Origin of the sequence: Bifidobacterium dolichotidis (assembly GCF_003951975.1) — a bacterium.
GTDB lineage: Bacteria > Actinomycetota > Actinomycetes > Actinomycetales > Bifidobacteriaceae > Bifidobacterium > Bifidobacterium dolichotidis.
The window spans coordinates 21,462-44,069 of sequence record NZ_QXGM01000001.1; the positions used below are offsets into that span (position 1 = coordinate 21,462).

Sequence of the window (22,608 nt, forward strand, 5' to 3'; positions counted from 1 at the left end):
ACTGTGGCTGGCACAGTAATAAAAATCGAAAAAATGAAAAAGCGTAGGAAACGCAACGGAGACAACGGGACTGAGCCGAACGAACTGAAGGGGGTTCGACAAACCTGTTGTAAATCTTTGAATTTCCTATGAATTCCATGCAAAAGGCTGTCCGCTAAAACCGGGCAGCCTTTATTGTTCCTGAGCCACAATGTCAGTAAACGTGCACGAAATGCGCTCGACATGCGCAGCGAACCCACGGCAAACCACAAGCAAAACGCGGCGAAACTCAGGTGAGAACAAAAACTTGAGTCAATGTCACTCAAGTTTGGAATAAACCTCACCATGGGCCTGTTGGACATGTCAGAACAAAGGAACGGGTCAATACGAAGAGTAAGTGGCCCGTTTATGGGAGGACATTTATGGAACAGAACTTAACTCGTATGGCCCAGGAGGCGCTGGGCGATGCAATTCAAAGCGCCGCAGCAGCAGGCAACCCACAGGTGGAGCCGCTGCACTTACTCGATGCACTGCTTCGTCAGGAGAACGGCGTGGTGCGCGGCCTGCTGCAGGCTGTTGGCGCAGACCCACAGGCCGTTGGTGCAGAAGTGCGTAACGCACTCGTCGCACTGCCAAGCGCATCGGGCTCGAGCACATCGCAGCCACAGGCTTCACGCCAGCTGTCGATGACGATCAGCAAGGCTGACAACGATATTAAGGACTTTGGTGACGAATACGTCTCGACCGAGATGCTGCTGCTCGGCATTGTGCAGGCAGCTCCAAACTCGGCAGCCGATATTCTGATTCGCCACGGTGCAACGGAAGCCGCTATTAAGAAGGCAATTCCAGAAGTGCGTGGTGGCGCTAAGGTGACGAGCCCAGATGCAGAAGGCTCGTACAAGGCACTTGAGAAGTTCTCGACGAACCTGACCGAGCGCGCTCGCGAAGGCAAGCTCGACCCAGTTATCGGTCGTGATCAGGAGATCCGCCGTGTGATTCAGATCCTGAGCCGTCGTACGAAGAACAACCCGGTGCTGATTGGTGAGCCTGGCGTTGGTAAGACGGCAGTGGTTGAAGGTCTGGCTCAGCGCATTGTGGCAGGCGACGTGCCAAGCACGCTGCAGAACAAGACGCTGATTTCGCTTGACCTCGGCTCGATGGTTGCAGGCTCGAAGTACCGCGGCGAGTTCGAAGAGCGCCTGAAGAGCGTGCTCGACGAAATCAAGCAGTCGAACGGCCAGATCATTACGTTCATCGATGAGCTGCACACGATTGTGGGCGCAGGTGCCGCAGAAGGCTCGATGGATGCTGGCAACATGCTTAAGCCAATGCTGGCACGTGGTGAGCTCCGTCTGATCGGTGCAACCACGCTCGATGAGTACCGCGAGAACATCGAAAAGGACCCAGCTCTGGAACGTCGTTTCCAGCAGGTCTTCGTTGGTGAGCCAAGCGTTGAAGACACGATCGCAATTCTGCGTGGTCTGAAGCAGCGCTACGAGGCACACCACAAGGTGACAATTGGCGATGACGCACTGGTCGCTGCAGCAACGCTGTCGAACCGCTATATCAACGGCCGCCAGCTGCCTGATAAGGCAATCGACTTGGTCGATGAAGCAGCAGCTCACCTGCGTATGGAACTTGACTCGCAGCCAGAGGAAATCGATGAGCTGCAGCGCAAGGTCACGCGTCTTGAGATGGAAGAAATGCAGCTCAAGAAGGCTGAGGACGCCGCTTCGAAGGATCGTCTGAGCAAGCTGCAGAACGACCTCGCTGATACGCGTGAGCGCCTGACGGGTCTGAAGGCTCGCTGGGATGCTGAGAAGGCTGGCCACAACAAGGTTGGCGAGCTTCGTGCAAAGCTTGATCAGATGCGCGTTGAGGCTGACAAGGCTACGCGTGAAGGTGATCTGGCTCGTGCAAGCCGCATCCTGTACGGCGATATTCCTGCTATTCAGAAGGAACTCGTCGAGGCAGAGCACAAGGAAGAAAGCGAAGCTGCCTACGCTCATGAAGAGGAGCCAATGGTTCCTGATCATGTGGACGCCGACTCGATTGCAGGCGTTGTGGCTGAGTGGACCGGCATTCCTGTTGGTCGCCTGATGGAAGGCGAGAACGAGAAGCTGCTGCGTATGGAAGACTACCTGGGTGATCGTGTGATCGGCCAGAGCGAGGCTGTGCGTGCCGTCTCTGATGCTGTGCGTCGTTCGCGTGCTGGCATTGCTGACCCTAACCGTCCAACTGGCTCGTTCCTGTTCCTTGGCCCAACTGGTGTTGGTAAGACTGAGCTCGCTAAGGCACTGGCTGAGTTCCTGTTCGACGACGAGCGCGCTATGGTGCGTCTCGATATGTCGGAGTACATGGAGAAGGCTTCGGTCTCTCGTCTGATTGGCGCCGCCCCTGGCTACGTCGGTTACGAAGAGGGCGGCCAGCTGACTGAGGCTGTGCGCCGTCGTCCTTACTCGGTTGTGCTGTTCGACGAGGTTGAGAAGGCTAACCCTGAGGTCTTCGACATCTTGCTGCAGGTGCTTGATGATGGCCGCCTGACCGATGGTCAGGGCCGTACGGTCGACTTCAAGAATACGATTCTGATCATGACGTCGAACTTGGGTTCGCAGTTCCTCGTTGATCCAAACATGGACGAGGATGCAAAGCGCAAGGCTGTTGAGGCCGCTGTGCACGCACAGTTCCGTCCTGAGTTCCTGAACCGTCTCGATGAGCAGGTTATCTTCCAGCCGCTGACGCAGAAGGAGCTTGGCCGCATCGTGGATCTGCAGGTGCAGCAGGTTGCTTCGCGCTTGACTGAGCGCCGCATCACGCTCGACGTGACGGCTGCCGCTCGTGATTGGCTCGCTGAGACCGGTTACGATCCAGCTTATGGTGCTCGTCCACTGCGTCGCCTGGTGCAGACTCAGGTCGGCGATCAGCTCGCACGTATGCTGCTGGCTGGCAAGGTCAAGGATGGCAGCACGGTGCTCGTCGATCACACCGGCGGTGAGAAGCTCGAGCTCAGCGTGCACACTTCCGATCCGCTCGCTGGCGACACGAACCCAGGAGACACCTCGGTTTCCGTCAACAACGGCGACCACGACGATCCAGCAAGTCCGCATGATGCTGACTTCCGCGAATCCGATCGTCCCGCATTCTAAGCAACTGTGACCTGAACGTTTCTGTTCAGGTTATTGTTGCGCCCGAGGACTGCCCGCCACGAGAGAGCTGTTATAACCATGGTGGTTAGTCGGGTGTGACAGTCGAAATAAGCCGGTCGTTTGCTCTGATCAAGCAAGCGGCCGGCTTTTGTTATATCTGCTTATCGGCGGGGAAGTGGCAGCTTGAGTGTCAACGAAATCAGTGCCACACCAATGCATGGCACAATCATTGCCATGCTGGCCAGTACTGGATTGAACGACCAACCAATCAACGGATACAGCACACCAGCTGCAATTGGAATAGTGACGATGGCAAAGAGCACGGCAAAAGCAATATTGGCTGTAATAACATGCAGCAAGCGCTTCTTGAGTTGCTCAATAGCACTGTTGTGTTCGTCGTTTACTTTGCTGTGCTGGAGTACTTCACTTGGTACAGCACTACTTTTCTGCGAATCTTCGATGACATGTTCTGCCTCTTCGCCGCGCTGTGGCACATCATTATGTGCACAATGAGCCTCGCAGTTATGCCAACTCAACAGGTTTTGCGCATCAAGCCCTGCTTGTGTTGCACGGTGTACAGCAAAGGTCATAGGTAAAGTAATAACCCAAGCAAATGCACATGGGCATGCAATCGTAAGCACACTAATCGCAGTTACTAATGCGCGTACAAATGCCGGTTGAGGGCTTAACATCAGCCAAATTACAAACGTCCATGTGGCAATGATGAGCACAATGGGAACGAGTAGTTGAGCAATACGATTAACTACCTGCTGCAGCGGGAACTTTGGATTGGCTGGCAACCACAACCGTTCAGTGATCTGAGCCGCAAGTACGAGTGTGATCGTGACGCCAACAAATTCAAAATACGTAGAACGTAATTGTTCTGGCAATTGATCGCCCGTAAAGCACACAATCAGGCTATAGGCATAGGCAGCGGAAGTTCCTAGTGAGGCAAGTGTTTGTAAATCAGGTCGTCGCGCATGCCAAGCTTTCCATCCATCAATGTGAATTGAATAGCCGCTCAGGAACATAACTGGCGTAATCAGTAATGCCTTCGTCCATTCACTTGTGAGCCACTGCGGTATGGCATGAGTAAATAAATGCGCAGCAGACAGTATCAACGTAATTGCCGTTAATATTGCTGCGATTGATGTGCGGCGGATAAGTGTGGTGTTCGACACCTGTTCGTGTTCGAATTTCGTTCCTGTCGTTGTCATAGCGCGTACGATGCCAATCGTCGCGGCCACGGCCAGCAGCACCACTAGTGCTGCTGCAAACAAGTTCAGCGTCATGGCCCCTCCTTGCACGTAGTACCCCACAATACGCGAAGAGATCAGGCACGCCAGCCCTTGTTCGAGATCTGTGCATATTTCTTTGAAATCGGTTCCCGCTGTACACACTCAAACCGAAATCGATTTGTGAAACAGTGTGTTTAAGCCTGTCAGTATCGCCGAAAAACGTTGCAATGAAGCCAATCTGTATTCTGGCTGACACACTCTTTCACAATTGGTCGCGCAGTTGAGTGTGAAAAACACAGTTTGAGAGCAAAACACCTTGCGAGCGTCATTAGCCTCGTGTTAACTGAACATATGTTCGAAAACGTCGGTGTTGGCATTCTAGTTTTACTTATTGTGGCGCTTCTGGCGCTCGCTGCTGGCTACCTGATTGGTAAGTCGCAAGGCCAGCGCGCTATTACGCAAAGTGCTGAGATGCGTGCCCAAGCAGAGGGCCTGCGCGAGCAGCTCGCTTATGTGCAGTCGCAGCTTGCCCAGCGTCAGCAAGAAGAGCAGGCGCGCTTGGAATCTGAGCGCATTCGTGCCGAGCAGCAGGCTCAGCAGCAAGCCGCTGAGCAGCGTCGACAGCTCGATCAGCAGCGTATACAGCTGGAACAGCAGGGTAAGGTGCTGGAAGCACTGGCTCCTGTACAGAAGAACCTTGATACGTTGCAGACTACGGTGTCTCGCATTGAGAATGGCCGCCGTCAGGAGATGGGCGTGCTGAGCCAGCAGCTCAAGCAGCTGCATGAGCAGCAGTCGGCACTCGATCGCCAGACAAGCTCGCTGGCATCGGCTCTGCGTAATAACAAGATGCGTGGTGCATGGGGCGAGGCTCAGCTGCGCAATATTGTGGAATCCGCAGGTCTGCTCGAACACGTTGATTTTGATACGCAGGTTGTTGTGCAAGATGCACAGGGCAACACGTTGCGCCCAGATATGGTGATCCATCTGCCTGGTGGCAAGACGATTCCAATCGACGCTAAGGTTCCTTACTCCGATTACCAGCGCGCTTGCGAAATCCCTGATTCGGCTGACGAGGCTGAGCTCAAGCGTCGTAACGAACTGCTTGCCGCTCATGCCAAGGCTCTGCGCGAGCACGTGCGTGCATTGTCTGCCAAGGAATATTGGAACGCACTGCCAACGTCGCCTGATTTTGTTATTGCCTTCATTCCTAATGAGGCTCTGCTGCAGGCCGCTCTTGAAGTCGATCCAACGTTGATGGACGATGCGTTCGCTCGTAAGGTTGCTTTGACCTCGCCAGTCACGCTGTGGGCTGTGCTGAAGTCGGTGGCATACGCTTGGCAGCAGCAGGCACTGACCGACGATGCTAAGACGCTGTTCGATGTTTCACGTGAACTCTACGAGCGTTTTGCTGTGCTCGGTGATCGTGCCACGGATCTCGGCAAGTCCATCACGCGTACGGTTGCGGCCTACAACAAGTTCGCATCCTCACTCGAGTCTCGTGTGCTTGTCAGCGCTCGCCGAATGTCGCGCATTGACCCATCGAAGGTTATCGGCCCAGTTGAAATGCTCGATCCTGACAAGTCTGACGTGCGTGAGCTCACGGCTCCTGAAGTTACGCCAGATTCGTCTCGTCTGATCTGAGTTCTGCCGCATACCTCGAGTAGTACTCGTTAAGCTCCGTCGTTGATCGGCGGAGCTTTTTCTATACCGCGTCGTCTCTGGTGGGCGCTTCCGTTGCGTCCGAGTTCGTTCAATAAATTATTTGAATTTCTGTTATTTCTCCAATACCTCAGACGCGCGCAGCAAGGCGGCCGTTTCTGATGACGTGTTCAACGGCTAGGCTGGCTTATATGAGCGAAGACAAGACTTTCCGCAAGACGCATGATGCAATCTCGACACCTACTGTGCCTGAGGCTTTGCCAACTCCTGAAGGTTTCGCTTTGATGGATCCTCGTGATCAGCTCAAAGCGCTGCTCGCTGAAATGCTTGCGGGCAAAGCCTTCTCCGAACTGTATACGGTGACGCTTGATCACCGTGCAACAGTATTGCTGGGCCATCTGCTGATCGATACGCTCGAAGAGCAGGGCTTTGGCGTTGATGATTTCGATGCTGTTGGTGCATTAACTCCTGCTGCTATGCCACTCGTCTGCGCAATGATGCAGGCCGCAGCATCGCGTGGTGAGGACCTGGACGGCTTCATTATGGACTTTGTGTTCCCAGCCGTGAAGGGCCCTAGTATCGCTGGCAAACGTGTGCTGTTACTCGATGCGTGGCTATCTGAGAAATCATATATTCAAACTTCGTCGCTCGTAACGTTGCGTAATGGAAACGAGCTGGGACTCGACTTCGGCATTGTAGAAGCGCAGGGAGCGCAAGTGGTGGCCGTGGCAGCGCTGGTAGGCGGCGTTGACATGGAGAAGCCAGTGATTGACGTGGTGAACCCAGTGTCAGACGAACGTCACGAACTGCCATTTATTGAGGTGTTCCACGAATCGGAACTGCGTGAAATCGCAGATGGAGTCGAACCAAACAATGCATGAACCGAACCCAATTGACGTTGCAGCAAAAGCTTCTGGAGAACCTGAGTTTCGTGAAGTAGGCGTGGGTCCTTGGGAGAAGGAACATCCAAACCTGCCACGTCCAACGGATCCAACATTTGACCAGCAGCTGCTCGACGAGGGTGACCGACGTAACGTCATCGATCGCTATCGTTACTGGACGGTTGAAGCAATTCGTGACGATTTGGATGCACGTGGTAGGCATGCATTTGAAGTTGCCATTGAAAACTGGACTCACGATTTCAACATCGGCTCTATGGTGCGTACGGCAAATGCATTTGCAGCACGCACAGTGCATATCGTCGGCCCACATAAGTGGAACCGCAAGGGTGCACTGATGACTGAGCTGTACCAGCATGTTGAGAATCATCCATCGATCCAGCAGCTTGTTGATGACTGGCACCAGCGCATTCAGCAGGAGAGCATGGATGCGGCACAGCGTATTAACGAGGCCTCGCGCATGCTTGAAGAGGGTCAGGGCGACTCGGCTGAGCAGAAAGCCAAGCTTGAGAAGGCTACGCACGATTACGAAATGGCTCAGCAGGCACGCGTTATTGCAATGGATATTGTGCCTGGTGCAGTGGCGTTGGAAAAGTATAAGTTCCCTGAGCGCTGCTTGCTGCTGTTCGGTGCAGAAGGCCCGGGCTTGTCTGATAAGGCACTGGAACTGGCTGATGACGTGGTGTTTATCTCGCAGTTCGGCTCGGTACGTTCGATTAATGCTGGTGCAGCTGCAGCTGTGTCAATGCATGCATGGATTGCCCAGCATGCTCAGGTGCAGTCGGTGAGCGAGTGACATACGCGTACCCGCACAAGACGAATTGAAATAACTGACCCACAATCGCTTAAAAATACGTTGCGAAAATAACGCTTCGAAATAGCGTTATGGATAGCGTTGCGCAATAACGTTATGAATGGCGTTACACAATAGCGCAGCACACTTTGCAATGGGTATTTGATTGCGGTTGTGGGTAGTTTTATACGCATTTTTACTTAGTGGACATTTCGATCTCAATTATGCATATTTCGCTACCCTCAGGGGAATGATTGAAATCTCTCATTTGACCAAACATTTCGGCGCTAAAAAAGCGTTAGATGATGTTACTTTCACGGCAAAGAATGGTCGCGTTACGGGATTCCTAGGACCAAATGGTGCAGGAAAATCCACAACGATGAAAGCCGTACTCGGTCTGCTGCGACCTGAATCAGGCACAGCCACTATTGACCGTCGTCCATATGCTCATCATGTGCACCCACTCGAATGTGTCGGTGCAGTACTTGACGCGCGCGGTGCGCACAAGGGTCGCAATGCTCGAGCACATTTGCGTGCTATTGCAGCGACTAACAATATTCCGCAGTCTCGTGTAGACGAGGTTATGGCGCTTACTGGTTTGACATCAGTTGCTAAGCGCAAAACTGGCCAGTTCTCACTTGGTATGGGTCAGCGTCTTTCTATTGCCGCAGCTCTGCTTGGAGATCCAAATAACTTGATTCTTGACGAGCCAGTAAATGGCCTCGATCCAGAAGGCGTGAAATGGGTAAGAGATTTGTGCCGTGCTTGCGCTGCACAGGGCAAGGCTGTTTTGCTGAGTTCACATCTGATGAGTGAGGTTGCGCAAACAGCAGATGATCTCGTCATTATTGGCCAGGGCCGTATTCTAGAGACTTCGACCGTTGCCGACTTTATTGCACGCCACGGTACGAGCTATATCCATGTGGTCACGCCTGATCCAGAGCATATTTTCTCGCTGTTCGGCACGTTCCAAAGCGTCAATATTGAGCCGATGGAACTTACTACGCCAGCTCCAGTGGATGCAGCAGCTCTGCGCCTTACGGGCATCGATATTGTTTCGGCAGCACAGATTCTGGCCGACACGAATATTGTCGTATACGAATTCTGCGAAGTACGCAGCTCTCTGGAAGACGCTTATATGAGGCTGACGCATAGCGAAGTTGAGTATGAGGCACAGCCAGTCAAGCCAGTACACAAAGTAGAACCAGCACAATCAGCACAGCTGGCACAATCCGCACAGCCAGTAGGCCAGCAGATGTTGGACGGTAAGCAAGGAGACGTTCGATGAGCAGCACCAAAGCAACGCGAGTAGCTCGCGCACGTCACAGCCATCGTACTGGTGGTAACTACGAGTGGCGCGGCCTCACTTTCGGCGGCGCACTGCGCAGCGAATTCATTAAGGCAATGAGTCTGAAGTCCACCTATGTTCTGCTGATTACCAACGCGGCATTGCTGATCGCTTCGGCAGTATTAGTCGCCGCATTCATGTCTGCGATACAGGTCGGCGAAGTTAAAGCAGCAACTTTGTGGTCAACAACAGCCGGCGGTGTTACACCTTGCATGCTCGTGGTCGCCATTCTGGGCGCTATGAACATTTCGAGCGAATTCTCAACGAATAGCGTGCAGATGTCACTCGTAGCAGTGCCTCGCCGCGGCATGTATATGCTTGCCAAAATCGTCACGGTTTTTGTACTGGCACTCGTGTCCTCGCTCGTAGGCCTGCTGATTGCCGCAGGTGTCAGCATCGCACTCTTCGAACAAGACATGTTTGCTAAAGATGCGTTCGACGGCATTCTGCCGTACACCACGGTATTCGGTGGCGCACTCGCGCTCGCCATGATTGCTGTGATGAGCCTCGGCATTGGTGCATTATTGCGCACTACAGTGAGCGGCATTCTTACGATTATTGGCCTTATTGAAATTCTGCCAACCGTATTGAATCTGTTTATGTTCTCGGAAAGTGTCAGCAAGCCAGCAACAATCGCTCAGCACTTGCTGCCGCGTTACTGCGCTAGCCAGTTCATGTCTGGCGGATACAAAGGCGTGAATTCATCCGACATGGAGCTAACTCAGAACGGTGTCCACGTCTTCACGCCAACGTGGGGTGGTGCCGGCCTCATTTTGCTGGGTTGGGTTGTTCTTGCGCTCGCGCTCGGCTTCTGGCGTATGCGTCGTTCCGATATATAAAACGGTCCACTAACTGGTTTAGCCTCGGATTTCACTATTTTTATATTGATTTCCGAGGCTGTTTCATAACTGCTATAGCTCCACAGTGTGAGCCGTTTCTTTCACGGCAGTGCAACCGTCATAAACCAAACGTATAGTGAGCTTTATGCCAACTTTCACACGCGAAGAAATCATGCATCTGGGCAACTTAGCCCGGATTGCGCTCACTGAGCGAGAGATCGATTCAATTAGTGGCGAACTTAATGTAATCGCCGACTCCATCAACAAGGTGCAGCAGGTTGCTGGCGAAGATGTGCCACCAACGGCAAATCCTGTGCCGCTCGAGGCTTATCTGCGTCCTGATACGCCGGAGACGCCATTGACGCAGGAGCAGGCTCTGGCCGGTGCTCCAGTCAAGGAAAACGGCATGTTCGTGGCTCCGCGCATTTTGGGAGAGGAGTGAAATGAGCGACGCTAACTCGTTAGTCCAACTGTCCGCTGCACGCATGGGTGAAATGCTGCGTGCTAAGGAAATTTCGAGCCGTGAGCTCGTCGATGCACATCTTGATGTCATCGAATCTGCTGAACCAAGCGTTCAGGCATTCCTGAAGATTTCTGCTGATGTTGCTCGTGAGCAGGCAGATGCATTTGATGCTTTGAGCGACGAAGACAAGGCCGCTCTGCCAGAGCTCGCTGGTGTTCCAATCGCAATCAAGGACATGATTGTGACGAAGGGCATCGAGACGACGGCTGCTTCCCGCATTCTTGAGGGCTGGGTTCCTCCATACGATGCAACGGTTATTGAGCGCCTGAAGGCAGCTCACATGCCACTGCTCGGCAAGACGAACCTCGATGAGTTCGCACAGGGCTCCTCGACTGAGCACTCGGCATTCCACAACACGAACAACCCTTGGGATCTGGACCGCGTTCCAGGTGGCTCGGGCGGTGGCTCTGCTGCAGCTGTTGCAGCATTCGAAGCTCCACTCGCACTGGGCACCGATACCGGTGGTTCTATTCGTCAGCCAGGTGCTTTGACGGGTACCGTTGGCGTTAAGCCAACCTATGGTGGCGTTTCCCGTTATGGCGCAATTGCTATGGCATCGTCGCTCGACCAGATTGGTCCTGTTTCGCGTACCGTGCTTGATTCGGCACTGCTGCAGGAAGTTATTGGTGGCAACGATCGTCGCGATTCGACGTCGATTCCTGAGCCAGTGCGTCCTGTTGCTGCAGCTGCACGTGAAGGCCTGAAGGGCGATCTTAAGGGCCTGAAGGTCGGTCTGATTAAGGAACTGCAGGGTGAAGGCTTCCAGCCAGGCGTGCAGGCTCGTTTCGACGAGTCCGTGGCTCTGCTCAAGGAAATGGGTGCTGAGGTTGTTGAAGTCTCGCTGCCTCACCTTGAGTACGCACTGGGTGCTTACTACATCATCATGCCTTCTGAGGTGTCTTCGAACCTGGCTCGTTACGACGGTATGCGTTACGGCCTGCGCGTGATGCCACCTGAGGACGTTCCACAGACGGCTGCCAACATGATGGCTTACACGCGTGAAGCCGGCTTCGGTGAAGAAGTGAAGCGTCGTATTATTCTCGGCACCTACGCTCTGTCGGCTGGTTACTACGATGCATGGTACGGCTCCGCACAGAAGGTTCGTACGCTGATTATTGAAGACTTCAAGCGTGCCTTCGAGCAGGTTGACGTGCTTGTGTCTCCAACGAGCCCAACGACGGCATTCCGCTTCGGTGAGAAGACCGAAGATCCAATGTCGATGTACCTCAACGATATTGCTACGATCCCAGCTAACTTGGCTGGTGTTCCAGCTATGAGCATTCCAGCTGGCCTGTCTGATGATGGCCTGCCTGTTGGCTTCCAGTTCATTGCACCTCAGCAGCGCGATGAAGTCATGTACAAGCCAGCAGCTGCACTCGAGACCGCACTCGAGCAGCGTTGGCAGGGACCAATCTGGCAAGACATGAAGACTCCATGGCTTGACGGCTTGAATAAGTGAGAGGGCAGAAGGAATAATCATGGCAGAAAAACTCATGAAATATGCCGAAGCCACGCAGCAGTACGATGTGGTGTTTGGCTTGGAAACTCACGTAGAGCTCAGCACTGATACGAAGCTGTTTTGCCCTGCACACATCGAGTTCGGTGGCGAACCAAATACGCAGCTGACGCCTGTCAGCCTTGGTCTGCCTGGCTCGTTGCCTGTGATTAACGAGAAGGCAGTCGACTACGCAATCAAGCTGGGTCTGGCACTGCACTGCAAGATCAACGAGTGGAGCCAGTTCGCACGTAAGAACTACTTCTACCCAGATATGCCACGCGATTACCAGATCTCGCAGTACGACAAGCCAACGAACGGCGAGGGCTACCTCGATGTTGAGCTTGAAGATGGCACGATCTTCCGTGTGCCAATCGAGCGCGCGCACATTGAGGATGATGCTGGTAAGAACACGCACGTTGGTGGCGCTGATGGTCGTATTGAGGGCGCAGATCACTCGCTCGTCGATTACAACCGTGCAGGCGTGCCACTGATCGAGATCGTGACGAAGCCAATTGAAGGCGCTGGCGATCGCGCACCAGAAATTGCAGGCGCTTATATGCGTGCAATTCGCGATATCGTGCGTGCACTGGGCATTTCCGAGGCTCGTATGGAGCACGGCAACATGCGTGCAGACGTCAACGTCTCGCTGCGTAAGAGCCCAGAGGATCCATTCGGTACGCGTTCGGAAACGAAGAACGTGAACTCGTTCCGCGGCATCGAAAAGACGATTCAGTACGAGATCCGTCGTCAGGCTGCACGTCTGAACGCAGGCAAGGAAATCCTGCAGGAGACGCGTCACTGGGATGAAGCTTCGCAGACGACTGCAGGCGGCCGTTTGAAGTCCGATGCAGACGATTACCGCTACTTCCCAGATCCAGATCTCGTGATGCTGCACATCACCGATGAGCACATTGAGCGCATGAAGGCACAAATGCCAGAAATGCCACGTGAGCGTCGTAACCGCCTGAAGGCTGAGTGGGGCTTCAACGATATTGAGATGCGCGACGTGATTAACGCCGATGCACTTGATCTCATTGAGCAGACTGTGGCTGCAGGCTCGAGCGCTGCTGGTGCAAAGAAGTGGTGGCTCGGCGAGCTGTCTCGCGAAGCTAACGAGCAGGGCAAGGCTCTTGAAGAGCTCGGCGTCACGCCAGACGATGTGGCTGAGGTTGAGAAGCTTATCAGCTCCGGCGCTCTGAACGACAAGCTGGCTAAGCAGACGATGGCATGCGTCATTGCTGGCGAAGGTAAGCCTGAAGAGGTCGTCAAGGCTCATGGCTTCAAGGTCATGTCTGATGACGGTGCTCTTGAGCAGACCGTGCAGGAGGCTATGGACGCTAACCCAGACATCGTTGCCAAGCTGCAGAGCGGCAACATGAAGCCAATGGGTGCCATCATTGGTGCAGTGATGCGTGCAACGAAGGGCCAGGCTGATGCAAAGGCCGTGACGAAGATCGTCATGCAGAAGATCAAGGGCTGAGCGCATTCCGCACAGCTGATCGAAAGCTGATCGAAATACTGATCAGTTCGCATATCGATGACTGCATCGAATAGCGAATTGATCAGCACATCGAGTAGCAATAGGCGTGTTTGTCTCCATACAGTAAAGGAGGCGACACGCCTATTGATTTTTCATAGGTTTGTTAGGCAGACTTGAACACGGTAAGACCAATTGGCATCGTTTTTCGTATGCTTAATGATGGGGGTATACGAGATTAGAAGAGTTGTGGCATAGAAGCACAGCTTTTGGAAAAGGATTGAAGTAATGACTGCATCGGCTCAGGCTGTTTACAATGCAAAACCGTCTCATGAGGATACTAGGCATCTGCCTGCCAGCATTACTATTCCAGTTGTACGTGGCGAAATGGTCATTATGAGACCATCCACCATCGATGATTTACCACTTATGGATCAGTTGGATGCGTATTATCACGCATCAGCAGTAACTGGCAAAGATCGTGTTGCCGAACGTGCAGCGTTGCACGCTTGGGTAGAACGTTCGGTGTCATGGTCAAAGGGCATTTCGGATGCCAATATTCGTGATTCGCAATTCCGTCGTACTATTGCATGGACACTGTGCAAGGTACCAGAGGATGCTGTTGATACTGCAGTAACCGAAGAGAATGCCACCGAAGTAATTGGCATGGTGTTCCTGATTGATATTGATGCATGGGCACGTTCCGCCCGCATCCAAGTCGTACTTGGTCGTGAATTCCGCGGTCGCGGCTATTCGCGCGATGCTATGCCACGCATTATGACGTATGGCTTTGCACATCACGGCGATGGCTTGAACTTGCACCGTATTTGGGTCTCGGTGCCAGAGAAAAACCAGCGTGCCATTTCGGTGTATCAATCGCTTGGCTTCGTGAAGTCTGGCGAAGCACGTGATGCTCTGTGGGATGAGCGCAATGGTAAGTATCAGAACTTGATTGTTATGGATACACTTGAGGATGAATACGATCCAGTACGGTCGCTCGATGTATTCGGTATGCATTACATCCTCGGTAATCCAGGAATTGAAGAAGCTCTCAAGCGTCATGAGCAGAGCGAACGTGAGTTGAACACCCAAATGTTCAACCAGCCAGCGCGTAACGATGAATGTCGCGACAACGAGGAGAGCTGGCCTTACAATACTGAAGAACGGAAATCGTCGAACAAAGCATGGTGGCGAACGCTCGGCACGCAGCGTAATGAGCGACGCACAAGCATGATGAACGACGACTGACGAATACGCTTCAAGTCCAGAATTCACAGACTGAAGCCAATAAAGGACGGTATAGTGAGCGCAGAAGAGCTCGATAACTACGAAACTGATGCTGAACTCTCGCTATTCAAAGAATATCGAGACGTTATTAAGCTGTTTAAGTACGTTGTAGAAACCGAACGTAGGTTTTATTTAGCGAATAAAGTCGATTTCAACGTGCGTTCTGCAGGTCAGGATATTTATTTCGATGTGCAGCTGCAAGACGCATGGGTTTGGGATGTGTATCGCTCCAGCCGATTTGTAAAAAACGTGCGTATTGTGACGTTTAAAGATGTCAATGTTGAGGAAATGCAGAAAACCGATATTGGCATTCCAGACGCTGTGTGATAGCGTGACTTTTTCGTATTGAGCCGTAGCGTGACCAAGCTAGGGGAGTAGGTTATTGATATACCCCCTTACAGCGTATTGCGTACGTTTTTCGTCCGCAGTGTGCACGCTACGGCCTATTATGTCATGAAGGACTGTGTATAGCGCCGTATTTTTGGCTGCCTATATACATATGAATGACTTATGCATGCTGCGGTTTTGCGTAAGCATGATTACTAGCAATCTGAATGAGAAGAGTGCGTCAGGGTAAAGGAGATCCCCTAGTGTCGCAGAGTAAATCAACACCATCCGAGCAGCCAGCCCAGAAGGCTGATTCTCAGGATGCAGCAAGCAAGGAGTCGATCGTCATTATTGGCGGCGGCCCTGCTGGTTTGACGGCCGCATGGGAGCTTGTCAAGAACGGTGGCGCTGAGCGCTACGACGTGACAGTGCTCGAAGAGACTAAGGAATTCGGCGGCATCGCTCGTACCGTGAAGTACAACGGCAACCGTATGGATATTGGTGGCCACCGTTTCTTCTCGAAGGACGAGCGCATTATGGATTGGTGGCGTGAGACGCTGCCACTGCAGGGCGCACCTTCGTATGACGATAAGAAGCTCGGTCGTAAGCGCGACCTCGAGCCAGGCGGTCCAGATCCAGAGAAGACCGATGAAGTGATGCTCAAGCGTCACCGCGTCTCCCGTATTTTCTGGAACAAGCACTTCCTTGATTACCCAATTTCCTTGAGCATGAACACGCTGAAGGCAATGGGTCCAAAGCTGACGCTGCAGGCAGGTTTCTCGTACCTGAAGTCGGTTATTCACAAGCTGCCAGAAGACAATCTGGAAAACTTCTACATCAACCGTTTCGGTCGTAAGCTCTACTCGATGTTCTTCGAGGGTTACACCGAGAAGCTCTGGGGTCGTCACCCATCGGTGATTTCGGCTGACTGGGGTTCGCAGCGCGTTAAGGGCCTGTCGATTATGGGCGTGCTCAAGAACGCTTTCCAGAAGCTGATGCCAAAGAAGCGTAGTAACGCTGAAGTTGAGACTTCGTTGATCGAAGAGTTCTGGTATCCAAAGCTCGGCCCAGGCCAGCTGTGGGAGACTGTTGAACGCAACGCACGTAACGCTGGTGCCAAGGTTATTACGGGCGCCAAGGTTGTGCAGGTGAACACCGAAAACGGTGCAATTTCCTCGGTGGTGTACGAGTCCCCAGACGGCAAGCGTACGGAGCTCAAGGCTGATACGTTCATGTCTTCGATGCCAGTCAAGGACCTTGTTGAGGCTATTGACACATCGGAAACTGAAGTTCCTGCAGAAATGAAGGAAGTGGCTGAAGGCCTGCCTTACCGCGACTTCGTGACTGTTGGTCTGCTCGTCAAGAAGCTCAGCCTGAAGAATACGACTGATATTCCTACGCTCGGCAACCCACCAATCGTGCCAGATTGCTGGATTTACGTGCAGGATCCTGGCTACAAGGTCGGCCGTATCCAGATCTTCAACAACTGGAGCCCATACCTGGTCAAGGATGTTGACGACACCGTGTGGATTGGCCTCGAGTACTTCTGCACCGAAGGTGACGCTTTCTGGAACCTCAGCGATGAAGAAGCTCGCAAGTTTGCCATTCAGGAAATGACTCGCATGGGCGTTATTTCTGGCCCAGACGATGTGCTCGATGCACACCGTGAGCGCGTCAAGAAGGCTTACCCTGCATACTTCGATACGTATGCTCAGATGCCTGAACTCGTCAACTACCTTGATTCGTTCGGCAACCTGTACTGCGTGGGTCGTAACGGTCAGCACCGTTACAACAACATGGATCACTCGATGGCTACGGCTATTGAGGCTGTGAACAACATCCACGAGCACAAGGAGAGCAAGGACAACGTTTGGTCGGTGAACACCGACAAGTCCTACCACGAGTCCAAGTGACGCACTGATGTCACCAATATGGTGATGTCACCAATATGGTGATGTCACCGACGTGGTACTACTGCTGTGTATACTAAAGGCCCGCTTTTTGGCGGGCCTTTTTTGGTATCACTGCTCATCGTACGTTGAGCAATGTTTTTATTTCTGCTGATGCTACAAATTGGCGTTATGAATGTGCGTAGTATAGATGCCTGATCTTCGATCTTCTTGTTGAAAATGAACTTTGTATTTTAATCGAACCGAAATGAAGTCTACTAAATCGTGGCGGTTCTTATGCCGAGTTTGTACCGAAATATATTGGTAATTATCGGGAAGCTCATAGTGTTCAAGAGAACCAGCTGGACGTTCATCGAATAGTGTTGATGCCCTGCCTTTTTCATCAATATCGCCTGAGAAGCGCTGTGATGATGTATCTCCGGGAGTTTTGCCATACCCCATAATGATGTACGAGTCAGACCTACTACCAGCCAAAATATCCATAGCGGGTGCAACCTTGAACCACTTAACGCCTATGGTTTGATCCCAATCAGTGCTGATATCAGCTCTCCAACTCCTCACGTGCCATCCATCAGCTCTGTATTCATCTAATACTTTTTCTGTTGCTAAGCAGGTTTTATACACATTTAAACTTCTAAAGGTGCGTGTAGCAGTTTCTCCAAGATCACGTACACAACCATGGTCGGTATACTGTGGCTCAAAACTGTTGAGTGCTGAAGTTTGTGTTGACGCCATAGCTCCAGCAGTAGGCAGAATACCTGTTATACAACAACAAATTGCACCAACAGCAATACCTCGCAGCACAGTAGTGTTGAGCTTACGATTGTTGCTACAGCCACATGAGCTTGTGAAGTTGCTCAATAGAGTGGACATAATATTTCCTTTGTTGATACTGGCACGACAATAAATGCTGTGCCGTCATTCGTTCTTACAACTCGGCAGAATGCACTTGTGTAGTCCAACGATTGGTTGGCCAGTTTGCTTTTTTCACATGAATTCTCAGTTTTGTACGAACTTGAGTGAGTTCTACGAGATCTTTATCGTCTTGTAACTGAACTTTGACAGTAATGAAGCCACTCGTGATTGGCAGTTCATAATGATCAGGAGGAGTCACTGGTATCTCAGTGGATGTAGTTGATACGGTGCTATTGTCATTGACCTTGCCTGAGAATACTTGGTTATAAGCGCAGCCAGGACAGGTGCCGTATGCCAGAACAACAGAGGAGCCAGACGCAGAACCAACTGATATATCCATTGTTGGTGTGACTTTCAACCAATCTATGTCTTGTTCAGGGACTTTATCAGCGGTTGTATCAACTGACCAGCTCATGACATGCCAGCCCTCCTTATATTCGTCTAACACTTTTTTGCTTGCCATGCATACTTTGTAATGCAGCTGTTGAGACGTGGTTCGACGAGCACCTGATTTAAGTTTTTTTACACAACCGTATTCCGTATATTCAGGTGTAAACGTTGTTGCTTGATTTGATAATGCATTGGTAGTTGCATTTGCACTTGCAGGCAGAATTCCTGCTGCGAAGCAGCATGAAGCAAGCACAGCGATGCCACGTAGGCCAATGGTTTGAACGGTGTGTTTGCAGCTACTAAACTTGCTTGTTTTTGATGTGCTGTATGTGGTGACCATAATATTCTCCTTATGTGGTTCTGGCATGAGATAGAACTCTGTGCCGAAATAATGAATGCGAGTGAATTTAGAGTGTTCCTCGAATGCTAAAAACTTTCAGGAGCGATGCAGTGGAATTTGGCACTCTAATAAGCAACGCGAGATTCATAGACATAGCTGAAATTTCGATGCAATCATGAGCGGCTTGTGTTTCGACAACAGCTTCTGCAAGCTTCCAGTTCTTCGGAAGTTGATAGTGCTGCGATTGAACGAGCATTATCTCGCGAAGACTACGGTAGAAACTCGGTTCTCCAGTTTTTGATATGAATTCTGAAAATACGGCAGACTGCGGTTTTGCATTATATGGGGTAAATCCTAATGCCAAGCGCGATGGTTTTACTGCTGTTGCTTGGACAGCCATGAACGGTTCTATAGTTACCGTGCTCAGCGCTGGAGCCGTTATCTGATGCACTGTGGCATCAATTGGCCAAAATATTGAATGAGGGCCTTGTACTGATCCAGGATATCGATGATCTGGTTGATCAATTGCAAGACAAATTTCAAATTGAATGCTCTGATCAGCAGTAGTAAATGTTTGTATGCTGCGCTTTGTTGTATTTTCCATCTCCCGCGCACAACCATATTGTGTATATTGCGGTGTTTGATACGACTGAGCTGCCTGTGCTGTTGCAGTCAAACAGCTGCATACAACACAACATGAGGTCAGTAATGCAGCACATTGATAACGATTGAATACACGCATAGTATTGCTCCAATCTCAGAACAACTGCAAACAGCAGCTTTGCTGGAATATGCAGTAGGTAAGCTTCAACGCTTGATAGCTTCACTGCGATGTTGGTCGTTCAACATGTAATTTCATTATCGCATATTTGCCGTTATGCACAGTCGAAAAGTGCCTGAAAACCTTTTATTTGTAAAATATGAGCAGAATATATGAAATATATGTACTCAGTCGCATAGTTGATGTATGGTATGAGTCAGTTCATCACGCAACGGTTTTTGCGCGTGATGGTTTTCCAAACGAGAGATTTCTCTCGTAGTACTCTTTTTTCAGCCATACAAAGGGAATCTTTTGTATATGGCAAAAGAAAGGCATACCTGTGGCAACTAGCCAGAATCTCAATGATATGAAACTGCCTGAGCTCAAGGAGCTTGCAAAGCAGATGGGCCTTCGTGGTACTTCGACGCTGCGTAAGGACAAGCTGGTAGAGGTACTTGAAGCAGCCCGCTCTGGTGCAGCTGTGCCAGAAGGTGTGTCAATTAAGGTCGGTAACAAGGCCGTTTCTAATGAATCCGCTGCAGCTTCTGCTGAAGAATCTGCAGAGATGAATTCTTTTGTTGCTGTGCACCCAGATTCCAAGGCACCAAAGCGTGGCCGTCGTGCAGAAAGCAATGACAACAGCAGTCGTGAAGAGAGCCGTCGCGAAGAAAACCGTCGCGATGCTGATCAAGAAGGTAATACGGTGCTGTCCCGTCGCGTGCGCGGTAAGCGTCGCGAAATGAGCAGCCGTGAAGCCCTGATTGAAGAAGTTGCAAGCGAAGCAGCTCAGGACGCTTTCGGCATGCTGTCGAAGGAACAAAACGATGTGCGTCCAGGTGTTCAGCGCCGCCGCCGTGCACTTGAAGCACAGCACAACCATGATCAGCACGAGAACCGTCGTGCAAGTCGTAACCGTGTGGCTGATGATGGTCTTGATGATATTCTTGCCGCTCTGCCAGTGCGTGAGGGCGATAGCGAACGTTCGAATGAAACGACTGTGTCGCGTCGCGGCCGCAATTTGCACCGTAACGAAGAGCGCATGCATAACAATGATCGCCGTCGTCGCAATCGCGATGATTTCGATCGCGAGGATCGTAACGAGCGCAATGAGCGCAACGATCGTAGCGAACGCATGAACCGTCGTAACGCTATGCGTGACGAGAATAATGATCGCAATAACCGTCGTAATAACCGCGTTGAGCGCGAAGAGCACAATGCTGAAGAGCTCGTTCCAGTAGCAGGTATTGTTGATGTGCTCGAATCGTATGCATTCGTGCGCACTTCGGGTTACCTGCCTGGTCCAAACGATGTGTATGTTTCGATGGGCCAGATTAAGAAGTATGGCCTGCGTAAGGGCGATGCTGTGCAGGGTACGATTCGTCCACCTCACGAGGGTGAACATCGCAATGCACGCCAGAAGTTCGTTCCACTGCAGTCGATTACTTCGATTAACGGCATGAGCGTTGAAGAAGCTGCAAACCGTCCAGAGTTCTCGAAGCTGACGCCACTGTACCCACAGGAGCGTCTGGTTCAGGAAACCGATGCCAAGCATCTGACTGGCCGTCTTATCGATATTGTTTCCCCAATTGGTAAGGGTCAGCGTGGTCTGATTGTGTCGCCTCCAAAGGCTGGTAAGACAATTACGCTGCAGAACATTGCTAACTCGATTGCAGTGAATAACCCTGAAGTGCATCTGATGGTTGTGCTCGTTGATGAGCGACCAGAAGAGGTCACCGATATGGAGCGTACGGTCCAGGGTGAAGTTATTTCTTCGACGTTCGATCGTCCTGCTTCTGATCACACGACTGTGGCTGAGCTGGCTATCGAACGCGCAAAGCGCCTTGTGGAATTGGGTCAGGATGTTGTTGTGCTGCTCGATTCGATGACGCGTTTGGCTCGTGCCTATAACATTGCAGCCCCTGCTTCGGGTCGTATTCTGTCTGGTGGTGTTGATGCTCAGGCTCTGTACCCACCAAAGAAGTTCTTCGGTGCCGCACGCAACATCGAAAACGGTGGCTCGCTGACGATTATTTCTTCGGCTCTGGTTGAGACGGGATCGAAGATGGATGAGGTTATTTTCGAAGAGTTCAAGGGCACGGGCAACATGGAGCTGCGCCTGAGCCGTGAGCTTGCTGATAAGCGCCTGTTCCCAGCAGTTGATATTAACGCTTCGGGTACGCGCCGCGAAGAGCTGATTACCGATCCAAAGGAACTGCCACTGATTTACGGTCTGCGTCGTTTGCTTGGCGGCCTTGATGCTGAGCAGGCTTATCAGACGCTTGTTCCTCGTCTGCGTAAGACGGCTACGAACCGTGATTTCTTTGCAACAATGGGTCGCGGTAATAGCAATAACAATAACTGAGCGATTATCGCCCAATAGTGCGGGAGCAAAGCATGGCAGAAGAGACCGTTATTGACGATCAAGCTGATTGGCAAGATGAGGAAACTCGTGAAGTAGTTGCTCGTATTACTTCGCTGCGTCAATCGATTGATAACGTTGATATGGCTATTCTTGCCATGCTGGCAGAACGCTTCCGTTATACCGGCCAAGTAGGCCTATTAAAGGCTCGTGCAGGCTTCGCACCAGCTGATTATCAGCGCGAACATGCACAAATCGAACGTTTACATCGCATCGCTCAAGAAGTTGGACTCGATCCAGAAATTGCAGAGCTGTATCGCGAATTCGTGGTGACTGAGGCAAAGAAACGCCACCAGCGCATTGCAGACGCTGGTGGCGATGCAGGTATTCTTGATATTTTTGCGTGATTACGCTTTGATAACAGAGCGCTATTTATTGTTGAGGATCGCCTGATTGCGAGGTCTCTGACGATGATGATGCTACCTTCTCTTTACGTGGGGTGCACATCAAATACACAGAGATTCCAACAAGTGCAATAACAACAGCAATAAACAGGGCAATACTAACAAATTCAGAAAACTCGGATGCAGCCATAGTGAATCCTTACCTAGATTTGTTGTGGCCTAATGTTTCAGTGGAAAACCATCTGAACATCGAGAACTGAGTTATGTAACTGAGTTCTACAGATATTTTCGATCACCGTATCTCTCACACAAAATTCAATTCTTATTATGAGATGAATTCTGAGTAACGTCTGCAACATATGAAACAGTGCTGACACAACATGGAATATGAGCGCAAACATTGCGCAATAAGTCAATGCGTCATGTTTTCATCTGTTTCATTTTCATGCATGGAATCATGTTTCATGCAACATTGCATACAAAAAACCGGCGCCATAGTTGCTATAGCGCCGGT

At 51.4% G+C, this 22,608-nt stretch carries 19 protein-coding genes and 1 pseudogene; 15 read left to right on the plus strand and 5 right to left on the minus strand.

Features of this window, described 5'->3' with window-relative positions; genetic code table 11:
* Window positions 1-401 precede the first annotated feature (401 nt).
* A complete protein-coding gene (gene clpB, locus D2E26_RS00095; RefSeq protein WP_125962692.1) occupies window positions 402-3,125 on the plus strand; it encodes an ATP-dependent chaperone ClpB in 2,724 nt (907 codons plus the stop codon).
* Between the two features lie 161 nt (window positions 3,126-3,286).
* Here clpB and D2E26_RS00100 read toward each other — a convergent pair whose 3' ends face one another.
* Entirely contained in the window at window positions 3,287-4,417 is a 1,131-nt protein-coding gene (locus D2E26_RS00100; RefSeq protein ID WP_125962693.1) for an HAD family hydrolase, read from the minus strand.
* A 297-nt stretch (window positions 4,418-4,714) separates the two neighbouring features.
* Here D2E26_RS00100 and D2E26_RS00105 point away from each other — a divergent pair, with 297 nt between their 5' ends.
* The 12 genes and pseudogenes from D2E26_RS00105 (at window position 4,715) to D2E26_RS00155 (ending at window position 16,929) form a co-directional block, all read left to right on the plus strand.
* Window positions 4,715-6,007: a DNA recombination protein RmuC gene (locus tag D2E26_RS00105; protein ID WP_125962694.1), complete on the plus strand. Its 1,293-nt coding sequence runs from the start codon at window positions 4,715-4,717 to the stop codon at window positions 6,005-6,007.
* A 209-nt stretch (window positions 6,008-6,216) separates the two neighbouring features.
* Window positions 6,217-6,906, plus strand: coding sequence for a type I phosphoribosyltransferase (locus D2E26_RS00110; RefSeq protein WP_125963334.1), 690 nt, complete (start codon window positions 6,217-6,219; stop codon window positions 6,904-6,906).
* Window positions 6,899-7,345, plus strand: a pseudogene (locus tag D2E26_RS07600) (RNA methyltransferase); the annotation flags it as partial. The gene D2E26_RS00110 and the pseudogene D2E26_RS07600, both read left to right, overlap by 8 nt.
* Before the next feature lie 39 nt (window positions 7,346-7,384).
* Entirely contained in the window at window positions 7,385-7,720 is a 336-nt protein-coding gene (locus tag D2E26_RS07605; RefSeq protein ID WP_420897189.1) for a TrmH family RNA methyltransferase, read from the plus strand.
* A gap of 247 nt (window positions 7,721-7,967) precedes the next feature.
* On the plus strand, window positions 7,968-9,005 hold the full coding sequence (locus D2E26_RS00120; protein ID WP_125962695.1) for an ABC transporter ATP-binding protein: 1,038 nt from the start codon (window positions 7,968-7,970) through the stop codon (window positions 9,003-9,005).
* A complete protein-coding gene (locus tag D2E26_RS00125; RefSeq protein WP_125962696.1) occupies window positions 9,002-9,904 on the plus strand; it encodes an ABC transporter permease in 903 nt (300 codons plus the stop codon). Before D2E26_RS00120 ends, D2E26_RS00125 begins: the two co-directional genes overlap by 4 nt.
* Window positions 9,905-10,049: 145 nt before the next feature.
* A complete protein-coding gene (gene gatC, locus D2E26_RS00130) occupies window positions 10,050-10,346 on the plus strand; it encodes an Asp-tRNA(Asn)/Glu-tRNA(Gln) amidotransferase subunit GatC (protein WP_125962697.1) in 297 nt (98 codons plus the stop codon).
* 1 nt (window position 10,347) lies between these two features.
* Window positions 10,348-11,886 carry an Asp-tRNA(Asn)/Glu-tRNA(Gln) amidotransferase subunit GatA gene (gene gatA, locus D2E26_RS00135; protein WP_125962698.1) on the plus strand — a complete coding sequence of 513 codons (1,539 nt, stop codon included), beginning with the start codon at window positions 10,348-10,350 and terminating at the stop codon, window positions 11,884-11,886.
* Between the two features lie 19 nt (window positions 11,887-11,905).
* Window positions 11,906-13,405, plus strand: coding sequence for an Asp-tRNA(Asn)/Glu-tRNA(Gln) amidotransferase subunit GatB (gatB, locus tag D2E26_RS00140; protein WP_125962699.1), 1,500 nt, complete (start codon window positions 11,906-11,908; stop codon window positions 13,403-13,405).
* 285 nt (window positions 13,406-13,690) lie between these two features.
* Window positions 13,691-14,650, plus strand: coding sequence for a GNAT family N-acetyltransferase (locus D2E26_RS00145; protein ID WP_125962700.1), 960 nt, complete (start codon window positions 13,691-13,693; stop codon window positions 14,648-14,650).
* 54 nt (window positions 14,651-14,704) lie between these two features.
* Window positions 14,705-15,016, plus strand: a complete 312-nt coding sequence (locus D2E26_RS00150) for a DUF2469 domain-containing protein (protein ID WP_125962701.1) — start codon at window positions 14,705-14,707, stop codon at window positions 15,014-15,016.
* A 227-nt stretch (window positions 15,017-15,243) separates the two neighbouring features.
* On the plus strand, window positions 15,244-16,929 hold the full coding sequence (locus tag D2E26_RS00155) for an NAD(P)/FAD-dependent oxidoreductase (RefSeq protein ID WP_125962702.1): 1,686 nt from the start codon (window positions 15,244-15,246) through the stop codon (window positions 16,927-16,929).
* A gap of 153 nt (window positions 16,930-17,082) precedes the next feature.
* Here the strand turns inward: D2E26_RS00155 and D2E26_RS00160 are convergent, their stop codons facing one another.
* The 3 genes from D2E26_RS00160 to D2E26_RS00170 all read right to left on the minus strand — a co-directional run bounded on the left by D2E26_RS00160 (window position 17,083) and on the right by D2E26_RS00170 (window position 19,247).
* Window positions 17,083-17,799, minus strand: coding sequence for a hypothetical protein (locus D2E26_RS00160; RefSeq protein ID WP_125962703.1), 717 nt, complete (start codon window positions 17,797-17,799; stop codon window positions 17,083-17,085).
* 55 nt (window positions 17,800-17,854) lie between these two features.
* On the minus strand, window positions 17,855-18,571 hold the full coding sequence (locus D2E26_RS00165) for a hypothetical protein (RefSeq protein WP_125962704.1): 717 nt from the start codon (window positions 18,569-18,571) through the stop codon (window positions 17,855-17,857).
* 67 nt (window positions 18,572-18,638) lie between these two features.
* Complete coding sequence (locus D2E26_RS00170) at window positions 18,639-19,247, minus strand: hypothetical protein (RefSeq protein ID WP_125962705.1); 609 nt, start codon at window positions 19,245-19,247, stop codon at window positions 18,639-18,641.
* Between the two features lie 424 nt (window positions 19,248-19,671).
* Between D2E26_RS00170 and rho the strand changes: the two genes are divergently transcribed.
* Together rho and D2E26_RS00180 are read left to right on the plus strand one after the other, a co-directional pair.
* On the plus strand, window positions 19,672-21,693 hold the full coding sequence (rho, locus tag D2E26_RS00175; RefSeq protein WP_125962706.1) for a transcription termination factor Rho: 2,022 nt from the start codon (window positions 19,672-19,674) through the stop codon (window positions 21,691-21,693).
* Window positions 21,694-21,725: 32 nt separating this feature from the next.
* The gene (locus D2E26_RS00180) at window positions 21,726-22,097 is read left to right on the plus strand and encodes a chorismate mutase (RefSeq protein WP_125962707.1); all 372 of its coding nucleotides are present in this window, start codon (window positions 21,726-21,728) and stop codon (window positions 22,095-22,097) included.
* 25 nt (window positions 22,098-22,122) lie between these two features.
* Here the strand turns inward: D2E26_RS00180 and D2E26_RS07440 are convergent, their stop codons facing one another.
* A complete protein-coding gene (locus D2E26_RS07440) occupies window positions 22,123-22,284 on the minus strand; it encodes a hypothetical protein (protein ID WP_164515800.1) in 162 nt (53 codons plus the stop codon).
* Window positions 22,285-22,608 lie beyond the last annotated feature (324 nt).

Excerpts from the sequence above, each read along its gene's own strand:
- D2E26_RS07440 (WP_164515800.1), bottom strand. The coding sequence starts at position 22,284 with ATGGCTGCATCCGAGTTTTCTGAATTTGTTAGTATTGCCCTGTTTATT.
- D2E26_RS00125 (WP_125962696.1), top strand. The coding sequence starts at position 9,002 with ATGAGCAGCACCAAAGCAACGCGAGTAGCTCGCGCACGTCACAGCCAT.
- D2E26_RS00105 (WP_125962694.1), top strand. The coding sequence starts at position 4,715 with ATGTTCGAAAACGTCGGTGTTGGCATTCTAGTTTTACTTATTGTGGCG.
- D2E26_RS07605 (WP_420897189.1), top strand. The coding sequence starts at position 7,385 with ATGCTTGAAGAGGGTCAGGGCGACTCGGCTGAGCAGAAAGCCAAGCTT.
- D2E26_RS00110 (WP_125963334.1), top strand. The coding sequence starts at position 6,217 with ATGAGCGAAGACAAGACTTTCCGCAAGACGCATGATGCAATCTCGACA.
- D2E26_RS00120 (WP_125962695.1), top strand. The coding sequence starts at position 7,968 with ATGATTGAAATCTCTCATTTGACCAAACATTTCGGCGCTAAAAAAGCG.
- clpB (WP_125962692.1), top strand. The coding sequence starts at position 402 with ATGGAACAGAACTTAACTCGTATGGCCCAGGAGGCGCTGGGCGATGCA.
- gatA (WP_125962698.1), top strand. The coding sequence starts at position 10,348 with ATGAGCGACGCTAACTCGTTAGTCCAACTGTCCGCTGCACGCATGGGT.
- gatC (WP_125962697.1), top strand. The coding sequence starts at position 10,050 with ATGCCAACTTTCACACGCGAAGAAATCATGCATCTGGGCAACTTAGCC.
- D2E26_RS00155 (WP_125962702.1), top strand. The coding sequence starts at position 15,244 with ATGAGAAGAGTGCGTCAGGGTAAAGGAGATCCCCTAGTGTCGCAGAGT.
- gatB (WP_125962699.1), top strand. The coding sequence starts at position 11,906 with ATGGCAGAAAAACTCATGAAATATGCCGAAGCCACGCAGCAGTACGAT.
- D2E26_RS00180 (WP_125962707.1), top strand. The coding sequence starts at position 21,726 with ATGGCAGAAGAGACCGTTATTGACGATCAAGCTGATTGGCAAGATGAG.
- D2E26_RS00100 (WP_125962693.1), bottom strand. The coding sequence starts at position 4,417 with ATGACGCTGAACTTGTTTGCAGCAGCACTAGTGGTGCTGCTGGCCGTG.
- D2E26_RS00160 (WP_125962703.1), bottom strand. The coding sequence starts at position 17,799 with ATGTCCACTCTATTGAGCAACTTCACAAGCTCATGTGGCTGTAGCAAC.
- D2E26_RS00165 (WP_125962704.1), bottom strand. The coding sequence starts at position 18,571 with ATGGTCACCACATACAGCACATCAAAAACAAGCAAGTTTAGTAGCTGC.
- D2E26_RS00145 (WP_125962700.1), top strand. The coding sequence starts at position 13,691 with ATGACTGCATCGGCTCAGGCTGTTTACAATGCAAAACCGTCTCATGAG.